Source organism: Paraburkholderia susongensis, assembly GCF_900177725.1.
GTDB lineage: Bacteria > Pseudomonadota > Gammaproteobacteria > Burkholderiales > Burkholderiaceae > Paraburkholderia > Paraburkholderia susongensis.
Genome location: NZ_FXAT01000006.1, coordinates 397,178 through 413,424 on the forward strand (window position 1 = coordinate 397,178; position 16,247 = coordinate 413,424).

Consider the following 16,247-nt stretch of genomic DNA (forward strand, 5'->3'; position numbering starts at 1 on the left):
CGACGTGGAGACAGGAATCGCTGGGATAGGCGGGGAGCTGGTCAAGCTGCCCGGTGTCGTATTGCCATTAGCGAGTGGTGGGCCGCCGGCCGATCGCTACCGGCGGCCTGGTGACGTGGTCGACCGGTATCGCCTGCGCCGTGCGTTGTCGGGCGTCCTGTGTCGCTCGGTGGATGTGATTACCGGCAGCAAGGTCTGTCTTCCCGCCGACGAAGCCGACTTCACCCTTCGTGGCCGCTTTCCGCTCGAGTGGTCCCGTTACTATTCGAGCGCACGCGTCGAGGTCGGGCTGCTTGGCGCGGGCTGGCGTACCCGCTGGGAAATCACGCTGCACAAGATCGACAGCAGGCTTGTCTATGCCGACGAATACGGCAGCACGCTCAGTGTGCCGTTTCCGGAGCGCGGCACTCAGGTCATCGCACCGTCGGCGCAGTTGCATTTCGCGCATCTGCCGGATGGCCGCATCGTCGTTGCCGATTTGACGCCGCATTACCGGGTCTTCGGCGACTTCGACGCAAACGGAATCGCGCGGCTGAAATACATCGAGGACCTGCACCGGCAGCGCGTCGGCTGCATCTGGGACGCCGAAGGGCGCCTGCTGCGCATGCGCGGCACCTGCGGTCACGAGTTGCGAATGCACTATGAAACCCGAATGGGCGCGCGCCTTGCCGCGATCGAGTGCGTCGATGGCGGCCCGGGCGGCGCGCTCGTTCAGTATGGCTATAGTCCGAACGGCGAGCTGACGGAGGTGCGTAACCGCATCGGCGCCATCGTTCGCCGCTTTGCCTGGCGCGATGGACAGATCGTCGAGGAAGCCGGGCCGCTCGGCATGGCGACGCGCTATGCGTGGCAGACGATCGGCGGCGTCGCGCGCGTGGTCGAGCGCGCTACCTCGGAGGGCGCACGCGACCGCCTGACCTACGACATTGACAGCCGCGTGAGCCAGGTCACCGACGTGTTCGGTCACGCCGCCAACTGGCAATACGACGAGCACGGCCACGTACGGTCGCATACGGACTTCGATGGACGACGCTATCGCTTCGACTATCGCGATTCCGCCGCGCCGACCGCCGTTTGGTTACCCGGCGAGCGTGTGGTTCGCCTCGAATACGATGCACTCGGACGTGTCGTGCAGGAAACGGATCCGCAGGGCACGACCCGTGTCACTGAATACGCGTTCGCGTCGCGCGAGCCTGCGTCCGTGACGCTGAGCGACGGTCGCACGTGGACGTGGGCGCGCAACGAGCGTCTGCAGCCCGTGCACGTTCAAACGCCGGCCGGTGAAATCACACGCTTCGAGTATGGCGCCGACGGCTGCGTTGCACGCTCGACCGACGCTCAGGGCGTCGCGACCACCTACGCGCACGACGCGTGGGGGCAATTGATCCGGCGCACCGCGGCCGACGGCGGCACGACGCACTATGAGCGCGACGTCAACGGCTACGTCGTTCGCGTGACCGATGCGCTCGGTGCAGTCACGCTCTTCGAGCGCAATGGGCTCGGCTGGCCGCTGAACGTCACGCGTCCGGACGGACAGGTGGAGCGGCACGTCTGGAACGCCGCGGGCCAGCGGACTTCGTTCGTCGGACCGAGCGGTCATAGCCGGCACTGGTATCGCGACCGGCGCGGCAACGTAGTGCGCGCGGTCGACGAGGAGGGACACGTGATCGTGCGGCAGTACGATGCGCATGGCCGTCCTGTGCGCATCGAAAGCGCGAACGGTGCGATCCAGATGCTCGAGTGGGGCGCGCGCGATTGCCTGTCGATTACCGACGCGGATGGCGTCACGCGCAGCTTCGTCTATACGGGTGCCGGCCAGATTCACAGCGTGACGTCGAAAGCGGGCGCGCACACGCGTAGCGAGACGTTTGCCTACGATGCAGCGGGGCGGCCCGTCGAGCGCGAAACGCAGCATAACCGATACGTGTACCGCTATGCCGTGCGCGGCGGCCTCGAAGCGATTAGCCGCACGCCGACCAGCGAAGGCGAACTGCTCGGCATCGGCGCCGATGAAATCCGTTTCGAGCACGACGCGGGTGGCCGTCTGATCGCGGAGCACGGAGCAAACGGCGAACTGCGTTATACGTACAACGCGACTGGCCGGCTCGTCGCGACGCGCCTGCCGCAGGGGCAGGAGCTACGCACCCGCCGCCTCGAGACCGGCGAGATCGCCCTCGTCGAAGTCGATGAACGCGAAGTGGCGCGCTTCTGGTACGACGCGATGCGGCGTCCGGTCGCGCGCACCCAAGGCCGCTTGCGCACGCATACGGGCTATTCGCCGCTGGGCCAGCCTATATGGTGGCGCTCGGTGACGAGTGACGAGTTATCCGCACCCGCGACGCCGTCCGAAAGCGATATGCAGTTGTGGCGCGAAGTGGATTACAGTCCTGCCGATCTACTGGTCAGAATCGGCGGCCCTGCGGCAGGTCAGACCTGGTACGACTACGACCGGCGCGGCTGCCTGCTGCGGCGCGTGTCGGAGCAACTCGGCATCGAGTATTTCACATGGGACGCCGCGAGCAATCTGCTCGATACGCCAGGTGGCAACTGGTTCCCGGCCGTCTATGCCGATCACCGGATACGGGAATGCCGCGGCTATCGCTATGAATACGACGCGTGGGGACAACTGGTGCGCAGGAGCGGGCGCGATCATACGTTGTCGCTCGAATGGGATGCGGAAGGGCGGGTGATCGCCGCGCATCGCAAGGGGCACACTGTGCGCTACCAGTACGACGCACTCGGCCGGCGTGTCGCGAAACGCGTTGAGGCCAGTTCGCCGCAGCGATCGCAAACGCCCGAGCAGGACGAACTCACGCGCTATCTGTGGCAGGGACACCGGCTTGTCCAGGAGCAACGCCCAGGCGCGTTGCGTACCTACCTGTATCAGCCGGAGCCGCCGGGTTCAACTGGCTTTGCACCGCTTGCCTGCGTGGACCAGACGCTCGCTGACGACGGCAGTATCAAGGGCACGCAGATTCGTCACTACCACACCGACGGTGCTGGCACAGCGATCGCACTGACTGATGAGATCGGCAAGGTTGTGTGGCATGGGCGCTATCGCGCGTGGGGGGACCCTGTCACGCAGGAGTGGGGACGCAGCGATACGGTCGCGCAGCCGCTTCGCTATGCCGGCCAGTACGCGGACGAAGAAACGGCGTTGCACTACAACGGCACGCGTCTTTACGATCCGGACGCGGGCCGCTATATCAGCTCCGATCGCACAGGCGATGGCGGTATCAGCCCGTATTGCTACGCGCCGAATCCGCTGACGTGGTGCAACCCGCTCGGCCGTGCGAAGCCGGAACGGCTTCCGTATCTCGTCGGCGTGGAGGCCTCAGATAACCACGGCGTGCCCGACCCGGCTCAACAGATTGCCGGCCTCGTCGAACAGTTCGACGACGTACCGGGCTGGGATCCCCTCGAGGGCTGAGACGAAGATGACATGGAAGTCGAGCCAGTTGTTTGTCCGATATTCGGATAGGCTGCTGGTATCGGCTAGCTTGCGGTGGAGTACGGTCTCGCTACCGTCGTGAATGGTGACGACAGCCGATGCTGCGCACGCCAGCGTATCTTGCGTGCCAGGCGTCGCCGCGTGCTTATTGAAGATGTTCCGATGCAGACAGACGCGAATGTCATTGGCGCGCCGTAGCGAGGCTTTCCACGTCGTCTCGTCGGGACGTGGCGTGCCGGGCGGCAGGGGGGGCTCGTGATTCAGCGTCGCCTCATGGACGCCCCGGCACGTGAAGCTGATGCCCGCGTAGGTCTCGTATTCCGCCAGAGTGCGCTCGTTACCCAGTCCGTATTTGCCGAACTCCTGCTGTGTATATGTTTCACCGTCGATGCCAAGCAGTGCACGATTGCGCCGGTACGCGCGGGCGTTGCGCTCCGACCAGTGTTCGTCGATTTCGCCTCTTTGTTTTGCCTGACTGGTGTGGTCGTCCCACATCTTCACACGGTGCCGGCGTGTGTATTCGTGCCATGCAATCAGGTAGTGCGGATGGTATAGATCGTAGCCGTGCGTGAATGCGCGCACGGAGATTGATATTTCCTCACCGAGAAAGAAATAGTCGGGATCGTGCTGGACTGCTTCGGCGAAGTGACCGTCAGCGAACGTGAAATGTCCGCTGTAGAAGCGCGCGCGAACTGGGTGTTGGCGCGCTTTTCCGGCGGGCAGACGTTTGCCGCGAAACGTCACGACACCTTCCGTACCGAAGCGATCGAAGTTCAGACATTGTGGATCGCCGCGCAAGTGCGCGTCGTTCGCCGGATCAAACCCGGGGAGATAGGCAGTTAGCATCGGCTTCGGACTTTCGCCGCGCAGCAATTCGAGCGTGTCGATCAACTGCGTGTCCCACCTTTCGACAAAGCGGTGGTGCGAATCGAGCTGCAGCGTATAGCGCTCGCCGCCGTAGCGTTGCTGAAGGAGGTTGCGGGCCCAGCATGCGCCTTGCGTCATCATGTGCGGCACGTCGATCAGCTCGACTTTAGCGCCGCGATAGTCGAGATGCTGGATTGTCCAGTTACTGGCCGTTTCCGCGCGCCATTTGCCGAAGCCCTGCCGCCAGAATCCGCCTAGTGTTTCGTCGGGCGCGTGCTGCCAGCAGACGACAATGCGCAGCCAATCCGGCGTTTTTGCCTTGTTGATCAGATCGAGCAGCGTGGGGATCAACTGAGAATCGCGGTAGCTCGCGATCTGCACGAAGATCGAGTTCGGCGATGTGCCGACTGGTGTGGCTGCGATTGTCGCGGTTGGTGCGGCAAGTGAAGTGACAAGTGAAGCGGTCATGCTGTGGAATTCCGGTCGACGCAGGTAGTCGGTGGCAAGGTTAGAGAATGGTCATGGTGAGTGTGGCGGTTGCCTGGATCTTGCCGGCGGTTGGCGTTGCGCTTCCCACGCGCAGGACGGTCGCCTCGAGCGAGAACGGCGATTGCATGCCGCCGTTTGGCGTATGGACGAGCGTGCTCGCCGGATCGTCCGGCCTCAGGATCGTACCGGTGGACACGTCCTTCAGGCGGATAGCGAGATTCGTCGCTCCGGTGTTCTTCAGCATGCTTGCGTCGTTGGGATCGGGTGTGCCGGCCAGCGCCGCGGTGATCGACGCCGGTGGCGTCGGCCCGGAGCAGAGCACAGTGAACTGGACTGGCTGCGTGGGACCCGACGTGGTCGACACGTCCGTTGGGCCGAACAGGCCGAAGTCGATGTTCAGCGTGCTGCTATTGACCGAGCAGCTCGGCAACACCTTGACGTTGATGCCGCTGCCGTTGATTGATAGAACGGTCTTGCCGTCGCCGTCGGTCTGGCCCGAACCCACCAGGCCAAACTGGACGTTGACATTGCTCGCGATGTCGCCGGTCTTGAACAACTGGATCCGGAACTGAGCGCCGGCGCCGAAGTAGTTGTAGACCACCTCCTGGGGACCATTCGTGCCCACGGCGGCCTGGATCGGAAACGGGAAATCCGACACGGTGCCGCTTGCGCGAATGTAGCTGAGCTTGAACCCGATACCCGGCACATTGGTGTTGTAGATACCCGCGATGCTGGACGGAGTCGCCCCGACGAGGTTCATCGTCAAGGTGCCGCCGTTCGTGCAGGCCATGACGCCCGTTTGGATGGGAAATGCGGTGGACAGGCCCGTCGCGATCAACGAACCGATCGCGAGGCCGGGATCGATCGACACCGAATTGTCCTGGAACTGGACAGTGGCTTGCACCTGCTGATAGCCGGCTCCACCGATGCTCTGCTGGATGATTGTGATATCAGCGGGAGTCAACTGGAGACACGTAGCGGACGCGATACGCGCGATTCCGAGGCTGACGAGTACAAGAAATTTGACGAGTCTTTTCATTGGAAATTATTTTGTGAGCCGATGTGCCGTACGGCTTGACTGACGAAGAAGCATCGGGCGGTGACAGGCGAGATGGATCAGTTGTCGACTTCATCCCATTTGACCAGCAGGTCGGCTGGAATGACATGGGCGAGTTCTGAAAAACGCTTGCCGACCATCCGCTCCGATTGACGCAGCAAGATGATGACGGGGCTGCTCGGTTCGTTCTGTTCAAACCACCTGCGTGTTTCCTGAATCGCCGTGAGTGCGCTCCAGCGGTCCGTGGGCAGCGCTGCGGGTAGCGCTGTGGACGTTGGCGGCGCGGATGCGTTGGGTATTGGGTTTAATAGCGGGTTGAATGGTGTGCCGGATGGTGGCGACGGGACCGCTGAGCCCGGCGCTGGCATCGCAGCGGGCGCGGTGTCGACGGGCGTTTGCGCCGCGGGTCGCGCACCGGCCGGCACCGATGAGCTGCCGCCATCCAGTTGCGGTTGCGCGAACGGCCGCAGCAGTCGAGACAGCGTGCTGAGATCGGGTGCATCGGCGCCGAGCGTTGTGTCGCACCACGCGGCGATACTCGCGGTGAAACGCTGCGCGTCGACGAACGCGGCAACGGCGGCGTCGCGCCGCCCCCAAAGTTCCTTGAGCAGGAGAGTGACGGATTCCGGCGCGAGCGCGTCTTTCTGGCGCGGCATCGCGAATGACTTTTCGATGTCGCGCAGATGCAATTGCAGACCCGCGGCCTTCGGCATGGCGATATCGCGTGCGTCACCGAGGGCGCCGTCGGGGTCGACCAGCGCGGCGATCGCATTCGCGTACATGACGGGGTCGCGCTCGCCGTCCAGCATGGGCAGCGGATGCAGCGCTTCACTGTAGCATTCGAACATCGCATTCAGGAACGCCAGCCCGTCGCGCAGCCCCGTCGCGCCGTCGAGCCGGGCTCGGCAGCGCAACAGGATCACCGCAAGGCGGATGTCTTTCGTGCGCAACAGTAGCGCGCGGCACTCGCGTTCGATCTCGGCCCAGTTGGCGGCCGGCGGAACGTCGACGAAATCGCCGTATTGCGCCTCGACGCGCGGGGCGGCAGCGGCGAGCAGCATCACGAAATCCGGATCGTATTCGAGATCGGGGCCGCAGGGCGCGTCGACGCTGACCGGTTCGAGCAGCTCGGCGTAGCGCAGGAGAGCCGCGGGTGGGTGGGCGTTCATATGGAGAAACTCCAGGATCAGTCGTTGTATTGCTCAGGTTCGAACACCATGCCGACGACAGGCTGTTCGTCCATCGATTCGCCGAGCCATGTCGAGTAGCCGAGTCGTTGGGACGAGCCGGTGCAGGCGGGCGGCGCAGCGCGTGGCTTGACCAGCAGCTTGACCTCCCACGCATACTCGTGGCCGACGAAGGCCCGCACCCATTCGACGAAGGTGGCTAGATCCTCTCCGTGCGGCGTGAGGCGCAGGTACTGGTCGAGGTCGAGCGGGCCGACTACGAGACGGAACTTGTGCTGACGGTCGGGAATCGCCTCGCCGAGTTGTGCACATTCGCCCATGATGGCTGCCTGCCCCGGCACGCCGAGCTTCGTGTGTTCCGATCCGGACAGATGGATCCAATGCGGCACGAACTCCTCGACAGTCATCGGTACACCGAAGTAATGCGACAGCGTCGCGGCGAGGCCGTCCGGATTGCGCGCCTCGCGCACGAGGTGTGCCGCTGCGCTGTAGCGCGCGTGCGTCGGCAGACAGGAATGCTGCGCCTCGGCCGGGTCGACGCCGCTCAGGCTTGCGATGTAGAAGGAAAATGTTTCGTCGCCGGGCCGGTCGAGCGATGCGGTGGCCTGCGCCGATGCCCACGCGCGATAGAACTGTGACAGCGCGCGATGGTGGAAGAGGTCGACGAGGTGAACGAGCGCATGATCCTGATGACTCTCGACACGGCTGTACGCCAGCTCGGTCATGTGCAGCGGCAGCGGCCCCTGCGGTCCCCAGACACCGAGCCCGAACAGGCGAACGTCGAGGCGGCCGTTGCGCGTGCCGAGCGACGCGATTTCGCGCGGCGCGAATGTCATGGTCGGCTGCTGGCTGATCCGGAACGGTTCCTCGCCCGGCAGGCGCGCGTTGCCCGGCAAGGGCATGGCCGGGGCGCGCGCGGAGATCGCGCGCAGCAGGCTCATGAAACCGGATTGCCACGGCGTCTGCGGGTCGAACCAGGCATCGAGCGACTGAGGATCGAGCGGTGGCTGCGCGGGTGCGATAGCGGTCGTGTGCGGCGTGTCCATTTATACCGCTCCGCGTCCGCCCATGCGCGGCCGCCATTGCGTGATGAGGCCTCGCTGCATCGATCGAAGTTCGGTTTCGGTGAAGACGTTGATCGACACATGACGGGCAAGGTAATGCTCGAGTACGAGACCAAACAGATATGGGCTGATGCCGGAGAAACCGGTCTCGTCGACTGTCAGTTCGCAACGCACGCCCCGCCCGTAGACGAGTAACCCCTGGCCCGGCAGACGCCGGACGACGGGTTCGGTGCGCGCGCCCACGAGCGCCTCGATCTGCCTTGCCTGTTCGCGCTCGCCCGGGGTGATGAAGAGCTTCAGCATGTTGCGCAGCGCCTGGCCACCGTCGCCGTGATCGAGTTCGACAAGCGGCATGTAGTTGAAGCTCAACTGGCGAATCAGACGCCACGCCGTTTCACCGCTCGCATAGGGCGCGCGCGGCGCGCTTGGCGCGTGCACGAGGCTGACGCCTTCGATTGGCACCGAGTCGGACATCGTGAGGTCGACCTTGCCGTTGCGTGGGATCAGGCGCGGCAGGTCGCGGTTCGTGACCCATGCTTCGACGGACAGGTAGCGGATGTCGTCGGCGTATGGCGCCTCGACCTGATCGACGAGCGATACGTAGACTTCAGTGCCGATATACGGTGTGCGGGTGCCGTACTTGCGCGCGTTGGCCGACAGCGCGCGTTGCTCGCGACGCACCGAGAAATAGCGGCCGTGGTTGCCGACGTCGCTGTGCAGCGTCTGGTAGAGCGGATTGAATTCGACTTCGAGCGAGGTTTCGGCCCTTTTGCCGAACACGCGCGATACCGAAAAGATTTCGTAGTCGAGTGGCCGCGTGCGATCGGCGAGCAGGTGGAATTCTGTTTGCGCGCGATTGATTTCGACACGGTCGGTGCGCTTGGGAAACAGATTGACGACCGGCGTGCAGAACAGCAGGAAGCGCGACGCGTCGACGTGCGTGGCCAGCTCTTCCGGCAGGCGGTCGAGCAGTAGCACCACTTCGGCTTCGTTGCTGTCCACGCGCGCAAGGCCCGGCGCTAACTGCGTGAGCGCGATGAAATAGAAGCGCTGGCGGCACGCGAAATATTCCTGCAGCAGATTATGACCGTGGAAGGCATTCCAGGTGAGCGGCAGCAGTCCTTGATCCGCTTGCAGGCCTTCGAACTCGACCGGCGATTTCGCGATCACATGCCCTTCGCCGCGCGGCGCGCCATACGTGCGTACCACTGAAGCGACGCTGCCGGCATGAATCAGCTCGAACAGATGCGAGGCAATGCGCTCGTCGCCGCCGAGATAGATAGGCAGGCGGTCGAAGTCCGGCATCTGGCTGAACTTGACCTCGCCCGTCGTGCGCAGGCGCAGCCGCAAGGCGCCGCGCAATTGTTGATGGGGTAGCAGATAGCGATCGGTGTTGGGGATATCCGGCGGCACGGCGGTGAGCCGCGCCTCGGCGATCTCGATCGGCCACAGCGTCACGTCCTGACTGCTGCGGAATTCGCACGCCGTCTGCTCGCCAGGTGGAATTGCCGAGCGCAACATGCTGTGGCGCGGCACCTTCACACCCTTCTTGAAATCGCCGGCGCGCAGGCTGGGCCGTAGTTGTGCGACGGCAATCGACGGAGTGGGCGCGACGTAATTCGGGTAGACCACTTCGAGCAGCCGCTGCGTAAAGCGCGGAAACTCGGCGTCGAGTTTGATCTGCGTGCGCGCCGACGTGAAGCAGAAAGCCTCGATGAGGCGCTCCACATAGGGGTCGGCGACCTCGATGCCGTCCATGCCGAGGCGGCGGGCGATCTTCGGGTGCTGCGCGGCGAATTCGCCGGCCATCTCCCGCATGTAGGTCAGTTCGCTGTTGTAGTAGTCGAGAAATTGAGGATCCATGTCAGTGCTCCCTGCGCGAGTCCATATCGAGCGGGACATGGTTCATTTCGATGTCGAACGCACTCTGAATGCGGAATTCGAGCGGATAGGGCGACCAGTGCATGAGCCCGTCGATTTCGAATATCAACTGGTTGTAGCGGATTGGATCCGTGCTGCGCAGCGGCCGAATGCGCAGCGATTCGGGGATCAGGCGCGGCTCGAAGCGGACGATCGCGGTGCGGACCATCTTCTCGACAGCTTCCCAGTTGCGATTGGTGAGATAGCTGCCGGACAGCGGGGCTATTCCGTAATTGACGACCGACTCGGCCACTGCCGCGTGCCGCGTCGCATCGAGCTCGTCATCGAGGCTGGTCGTGTTGAGCAGTAGGCTCAAGTCACGCTCGATGATGCGATGCATGCGCTCGGCGTTGGGCGCGTAAGCATCGGGATGCTCGGTTTGCCGCTGGGGCGCGTTGTCGAGCAGGCGATCGATGAGCGAGGGCATGTACGCCTGCCGATGCCGGATGTCGGACGGGCTCATGTCTGCTCGTCGTGAATGAACCGGCATTCGCCGATTTCGAGCAGGCCGAAGTCTCCCTTGTCGGTACTCCAGGTTTTCTGGCCGAGCGCGATTACACCGGTTTCGCCGACGTCCTTCCATGTGGTTTCGCGCGCGAGCCGAATCGCGGATGGGCCGTTTTCCGAACCTGGATAGCGTACCGGCAAATAGCCACGCAGCACGGCGGCGTTGCGCAGGCCGACGACGGCTGAACGCCAGACAAGGTCGGTCAGCGCGGTGATCGGCCCGAGCGTGAGCGATTTCATTGCGTCGAACGGCACCCAGCGGTAGCCGCCCGCGACAGCCAGTTCGCACACGGGACCAAGCCGGGTATCGCTGTCGCTCAGCCACTCGAACGCGCCGATCTGTGTGCTTTCGCCGCGCGTTGCCGGCGCGTCGTTAAAGGCGGCGGTGCGCAGTTCATCGGCCGCGGCGAGCTTGCCTTCTCCGAGCCTGATGTTGGCCTGTACGAGTGAATTGGCCCAGGCCGGCAGCGGATCGATCTCGCCCGGTGTGCGCTGACCGCCGAACACCTCGGCGCGGAACATCTCGCTCTGGATCAGCCCGCGATACAACTTCGCGCGCGACGCCCCCTCGGGCTCGAGCGTGGCCCATGTCTGCAACTGCTGCAGCGCGCGCCGCCATTCGCCGCCGAGGCACAGCAGTTCGAACAGCAGCCAGCGCTCGCGCACGCTCGACGGATGCCTGCGCACGTTATCTATCGTCTGCGCCTTGAGTTCGTCGAAGGTCTGCGTGTCGAGCAGGCTGCGAAGTGTCGGAGTGTCTGATACGGGTAGATCAGCGGTCATTTTCATCGGGTGATTCGGGTTCTTCGTATTCAATGGAGTCGGGCGTGGGCATATGGCTGTCCACGCTGACCATGTGGTGTTCCTCACGGGCAAGCGGTGCCGCCGGGCTGGTGCGGCGCGCGGAGACGCCGCGCGGCGCGAGTAGCGCGAGGATTTCGTGCGACTCGTCCGACTCGAAGATCTGGCCGGCGCCGAAGGAGTCGAGGCTGTCCAGCAGCGTGTCGACGTTTTTACCATTCATGAGCAGATCGAACACCGACGATTCGCCATGCGAAGGATCCGCGAGGTCGGCGAATGGATCGTGCTGGGCCCTGATGGGCGGCGCGCTTTCGTGTGCGGTTGTCGTCCTCAGTTCGTGCGTAGTGCCGGTGCTCTTTTGGCTCAGGAGCGCCCGACGGTATTCGAGCGTGAGCGCGGCGAGCGGGTCCGATTCGTGGACGTCGGACGGCGCGAGCATCGTTGTGCCGGCGTGTGCGTCGTCTTCCTGTGCGAGCAGTTCGCGCCCGATATGTAGTGGATCGCAGTGGTTGTCGTCGGCGAGCGCGACCAGATCGCTTAAGTCCTCCGGCTTTGTGAGCACGGGCTCGATCCGGACTGTTGTCGGCGTGCGCATCGGCGGCGCCGGGCGATTCGCTGCAAAAGTGGGCGGCGCTTCGCGTGATGGGTTCGATGGAAAATCGGACATGGGTTGAAAGTCGGCATTCGCGTGTGACTTGTTGCTGCCAGACGACCGGTTCGCCTCAGCGTTGCTGTTCCTGCCTGTGTGGGCCGCGCGGCCAGCCGTGCTCGTGCCAGAGAGGCCGCTTCGCGGAACAGGTGCAGGGACAGGTGGAGAAACGGGCCGCAAAGCAGACGGCATTCGCCCGATGGACTGGATCGTCCTCGCGAACATCCTGAATGCGTCTGCTTCGAAGGGTGAGGTATCCCACCGGGTCAGATATCCGGTCATGATCTGCCCCGTCAACGAACGCGAAGGAAATTTGCCGGTGTAGCGTGCATTGGGGAAACTCTCTCGCGGCGGAAAGTACAAAACGACCCGCAAAAAATGCGGGCTGACGTATGGGTTGCATTAAGGGATGCATTACGGAACAGATGGTACCTGGCACGTCGCGGGCGGAATATGGGCGACGGCCCAAATACACACGGCAGCCGACAAGCTATGCTCTGTCACACGATCACTTCGATCTGCGCGCGCTTTCGAATACACACCCCGGCTAGTGCGCCGAATGTCGAACCGAGGTCGCGTCTCGCTCGCTACAACATCTTCACTTGCTACGTCATCATGTCCATTTCACGCCACGCCCTGTTCGGCAAGCTCGGCACGACGCTCTTCAGGAGTATCGAATCCGCTACCGCTCTCGCCAAGCTGCGCGGCAACCCGTATATCGAGCTGGTGCACTGGCTGCATCAGTTGATCGCGCAGCCCGATAGCGATCTGAATCGCATCGTCAGGCACTGCGGCATCAGCCGCGAATTGCTTGACCGGGATCTGCAAACCTCGCTCGCCGCCCTGCCGTCAGGCGCCAGCGCGCTCGCCGACTTTTCGCATCACGTCGAAGCCGCCATCGAGCGCGCGTGGGTAGTCGCAACGCTTGCGTTCGGCGACCGGCGGATTCGTGCTGCGTGGCTCATGGCCGCGCTCGTCGAGACACCGGAGTTGCGGCGCGTGCTGCTGTCCATCTCGCCCGCGTTCGGCAAGATTCCTCTCGACGGCCTTCATGATGCGCTGCCAGCGTGGATCGACGGCTCGCCTGAAGCGGACGATACGCCGTACGATCAGAGCGATTTCTCATCCGCGATGCCGGGCGAGGCGTCTGGTGCGTTGGCTGCGCCAGCGAAGGGCGCCGCGCTTGCGCAGTTCTGCGTGGACCTGACCGCGCGGGCGCGGGCCGGAGAAATCGATCCTGTGGTCGGCCGCGAACTCGAGATTCGCACCATGATCGACGTGCTGTTGCGCCGTCGCCAGAACAATCCGCTTCTGACTGGCGACGCGGGAGTGGGCAAAACCGCGGTCGTCGAGGGGCTCGCGCTCGCAATTGCGGTTGGTGACGTACCGCCGAAGCTCGCCAATGTCCGGTTGCTGAGCCTCGACGTGGGCGCGTTGCTTGCAGGCGCGAGCATGAAGGGCGAGTTCGAAGCGCGCCTGAAGTCAGTGCTCGAAGAAGCGACAAGGTCTGCGGCGCCGGTCGTACTGTTCGTCGACGAAATTCACACGTTGATCGGTGCGGGCGGTCAGGCAGGTACTGGCGACGCGGCGAATCTGCTCAAGCCCGCACTCGCGCGCGGCACGCTGCGCACGATCGGCGCAACTACGTGGGGCGAGTACAAGCGGCACATCGAGAAAGATCCGGCCCTTACGCGCCGTTTCCAGGTGCTGCAGATCGCGGAACCGGAGGAATCGTTTGCCATCGACATGGTGCGCGGCCTCGCACGCACGCTTGCCAGCCATCATGGCGTGGTGGTGCTCGATGAGGCGATTCGAGCGGCCGTCACACTATCGCATCGCTACATTCCGTCGCGCCAACTACCGGACAAGGCGATCAGCCTGCTGGATACCGCTTGCGCTCGAGTTGCCTTGTCCCAGCATGCGCCGCCGCGTGAATTGCAGCGTATTCGAGAACGGTTGCAGGCCGGGCGTGTCGAGGCCGAACTGCTGGACAACGAGGCGCGCATCGGTCTGGGCGACGGTACTGCGCTCGCTAACATCAAAGCGGGTATCGCCATACTGGAGACGGAGGGGTGCACTGTCGAAGCTGCGTGGCGGGCGCAGGCCGAGGCGGCAAAAGCATTGGCCTGCGCCCGCGAGGCGCTGAACGAGCCCGTCGAAGCCAACGCTTCGCATGGCGCCGACACGTCGATTGGGACATTGCGGGCGCTGGAGCGGACGTTGTCGAACTTGCAGGCAGATACTCCGCTTGTGTTCCCGGAGGTCAACGAAGCAATCGTCGCTGAAATCGTCTCGGACTGGACCGGCATTCCGGTAGGACGCATGGTGACCGATGAGGTGAGCGCTGTGCAGGTGCTGCCCGCCACGCTTGCTTCCCGTGTGATCGGCCAGTCCGACGCGTTGCAGCAGATCGGCGAGCGTGTGCAGACCGCGCGTGCCGGGCTCGCCGACCCGCGCAAGCCGCTCGGGGTGTTCCTGCTCGCGGGTCCCTCCGGCGTCGGCAAGACCGAGACCGCGCTCGCATTGGCCGAGGCGCTTTATGGTGGCGAGCAGAACCTGATCACGATCAACATGAGCGAGTATCAGGAGGCGCATACCGTCTCCGGACTGAAGGGTGCACCGCCCGGATACGTGGGTTACGGTGAAGGCGGTGTGCTGACTGAAGCGGTGCGCCGGCGTCCATATTCCGTCGTGTTGCTCGATGAGATCGAGAAAGCACATGGCGACGTACACGAGATGTTCTATCAGGTGCTCGACAAGGGCTATATGGAGGACGGCGACGGACGTTATATCGACTTCCGGAACACGACCATCCTGATGACGAGCAATGTCGGCTCCGATCTGACTGCGAGCCTGTACGCGGATGAGATGCTCGCGCCAGATACGGACGGGTTGCGCTCGGCGCTTGCACCGGAATTGTTGAAGGCGTTTCCGGCGGCGTTCCTCGGTCGCGTGACGGTCGTGCCATATCGCCCGCTTGGATCGGACTCTCTTGCACAGATCGTGCGGCTGCACCTGGATCGCGTGGTTCAGCGCATGGCGGAAACCAACCGAATCGAACTGGGCTATGGTTCAGGCGTGGTCGACTACATCGTCGGGCGCTGCCTCGTGCAGGAGACCGGTGCGCGTCTGCTGATCGGTTTCATCGAGCAACACGTGCTGCCACGTCTGGCGCGGCAGTGGCTCGACGCATTCGCATCGAAACGTGCGCTTACGCGCATCGCGATTGAGGTGGCCGATCCCGTCGCGGGGCCTGCCGATGCGCTCGTGTTTCAATCGTTCAGCGTTGTATGACCGAGTAGTCGTGTTTTCCCGAGCGACGAGGTCTTTTCCTCAAAAGTGTCCGACGCCTATGCTGATCTCGGCCGTCGCAGAGGTGGCCGTCAGGGTGACGAGGGTGCCACGTTACCGCGCGTTTACCAAAAGGCGCGTCTCCAGCCGTTCCAGGCGCTGGTATTCAGATCAATTCACGCTGTAGACCGGACGTTTTTCGGACTGCACTGATATTAGGTCGGCAGGTGCGGCATTACCATACACGCTCTTTGGTGTTTGTCATGGAGACAACCACTAGCTCACCATTTCTGATCGAAATGGTGGGTCCGCACAGTCGCACTACGCTCCCGCAATATTCCTACGTTTGCGGGTCAACCTCCGTGCATGTTTTGAGGGTTGCAAGGCTTGTTCGCGATATGCACCCAAACCTCAAGTTGAACAGATCCCGGTTGTGAATTACACGCTTGCCCTTCGCTTTTTTGCCGTCATGCTGACGATACTGTCCGTCGTGCTCGCTACACTCGTGATGCGACACGATCCAGTACCTGTGCAAAGCATCGTCCGAATCGATTCTTTGCGGCCTGCGCAATGGCCCAGCATTCTGGTCCGTGCGGGCGTTGTGTGTTTGCTCGCGTCGTTTGTGCTTCTTTTGATGGTCTGCGATCTTCTTTGCGATTAATTTCTTGCGTTGGGCTGTCTTGAATCAAGCCCGACGATTCTCCAGCATATGGACTTATCTCAAACTTGGATGCTGCTATTAGCAGCATTCGTCTTATATTGCACCGTTCTCGTTTGGCTTGGTTAAAGCAGGCCTGAGCAGTTTTATTCGCTCGGGCGTGCAGAGAACAGGTGTTCAATTCGGATCAGCCTGCTTCGCTTCAAACGCTGGCCCATGCGGCGTAGTCTGCAGGATCTGCAACAAACAGCTTGCTATATATTCGCGCTCAAGCGGTTTCGCGCTCCCTTTGCACGTGACGCAGTA

The 16,247-nt window shown here is 63.1% G+C and carries 10 protein-coding genes; 2 read left to right on the forward strand and 8 right to left on the reverse strand.

The annotated features are described in order from the left end of the window. Positions 1 to 4: 4 nt before the first annotated feature. Entirely contained in the window at positions 5 to 3,430 is a 3,426-nt protein-coding gene (locus B9Z01_RS20645) for an RHS repeat-associated core domain-containing protein (protein ID WP_085486404.1), read from the forward strand. Here B9Z01_RS20645 and B9Z01_RS20650 read toward each other — a convergent pair. From B9Z01_RS20650 to B9Z01_RS20685, 8 genes are all read right to left on the reverse strand, one after another. Continuing rightward, the gene (locus tag B9Z01_RS20650) at positions 3,335 to 4,741 is read right to left on the reverse strand and encodes a GlcNAc-transferase family protein (protein WP_420814703.1); all 1,407 of its coding nucleotides are present in this window, start codon (positions 4,739 to 4,741) and stop codon (positions 3,335 to 3,337) included. The genes B9Z01_RS20645 and B9Z01_RS20650 overlap by 96 nt on opposite strands. An 85-nt stretch (positions 4,742 to 4,826) precedes the next feature. Further along, positions 4,827 to 5,771, reverse strand: coding sequence for a fimbrial protein (locus B9Z01_RS20655; protein WP_244196095.1), 945 nt, complete (start codon positions 5,769 to 5,771; stop codon positions 4,827 to 4,829). A gap of 152 nt (positions 5,772 to 5,923) precedes the next feature. Then, positions 5,924 to 7,033 carry a type VI secretion system protein TssA gene (locus tag B9Z01_RS20660; protein WP_085486410.1) on the reverse strand — a complete coding sequence of 370 codons (1,110 nt, stop codon included), beginning with the start codon at positions 7,031 to 7,033 and terminating at the stop codon, positions 5,924 to 5,926. Positions 7,034 to 7,050: 17 nt separating this feature from the next. After that, a complete protein-coding gene (tssG, locus tag B9Z01_RS20665; protein ID WP_085486412.1) occupies positions 7,051 to 8,097 on the reverse strand; it encodes a type VI secretion system baseplate subunit TssG in 1,047 nt (348 codons plus the stop codon). Further along, positions 8,098 to 9,978, reverse strand: coding sequence for a type VI secretion system baseplate subunit TssF (gene tssF, locus B9Z01_RS20670; RefSeq protein ID WP_085486414.1), 1,881 nt, complete (start codon positions 9,976 to 9,978; stop codon positions 8,098 to 8,100). A 1-nt stretch (position 9,979) separates the two neighbouring features. Next, entirely contained in the window at positions 9,980 to 10,498 is a 519-nt protein-coding gene (gene tssE, locus B9Z01_RS20675) for a type VI secretion system baseplate subunit TssE (RefSeq protein WP_085486416.1), read from the reverse strand. Further along, complete coding sequence (locus tag B9Z01_RS20680; RefSeq protein WP_085486418.1) at positions 10,495 to 11,331, reverse strand: type VI secretion system accessory protein TagJ; 837 nt, start codon at positions 11,329 to 11,331, stop codon at positions 10,495 to 10,497. The genes tssE and B9Z01_RS20680 overlap by 4 nt, the downstream gene beginning before the upstream one ends. Next, a complete protein-coding gene (locus tag B9Z01_RS20685; protein WP_085486547.1) occupies positions 11,315 to 11,938 on the reverse strand; it encodes a TagK domain-containing protein in 624 nt (207 codons plus the stop codon). The genes B9Z01_RS20680 and B9Z01_RS20685 overlap by 17 nt, the downstream gene beginning before the upstream one ends. Positions 11,939 to 12,607: 669 nt before the next feature. Here B9Z01_RS20685 and tssH point away from each other — a divergent pair. Continuing rightward, the gene (tssH, locus tag B9Z01_RS20690; RefSeq protein ID WP_085486420.1) at positions 12,608 to 15,286 is read left to right on the forward strand and encodes a type VI secretion system ATPase TssH; all 2,679 of its coding nucleotides are present in this window, start codon (positions 12,608 to 12,610) and stop codon (positions 15,284 to 15,286) included. The last annotated feature ends 961 nt before the right edge of the window (positions 15,287 to 16,247 follow it).

What these genes read in the sequence shown, in the direction of transcription:
- tssH (WP_085486420.1), top strand. Translation starts at nt 12,608, where the DNA reads ATGTCCATTTCACGCCACGCCCTGTTCGGCAAGCTCGGCACGACGCTC.
- B9Z01_RS20660 (WP_085486410.1), bottom strand. Translation starts at nt 7,033, where the DNA reads ATGAACGCCCACCCACCCGCGGCTCTCCTGCGCTACGCCGAGCTGCTC.
- B9Z01_RS20685 (WP_085486547.1), bottom strand. Translation starts at nt 11,938, where the DNA reads ATGCGCACGCCGACAACAGTCCGGATCGAGCCCGTGCTCACAAAGCCG.
- tssG (WP_085486412.1), bottom strand. Translation starts at nt 8,097, where the DNA reads ATGGACACGCCGCACACGACCGCTATCGCACCCGCGCAGCCACCGCTC.
- B9Z01_RS20680 (WP_085486418.1), bottom strand. Translation starts at nt 11,331, where the DNA reads ATGAAAATGACCGCTGATCTACCCGTATCAGACACTCCGACACTTCGC.
- tssE (WP_085486416.1), bottom strand. Translation starts at nt 10,498, where the DNA reads ATGAGCCCGTCCGACATCCGGCATCGGCAGGCGTACATGCCCTCGCTC.
- tssF (WP_085486414.1), bottom strand. Translation starts at nt 9,978, where the DNA reads ATGGATCCTCAATTTCTCGACTACTACAACAGCGAACTGACCTACATG.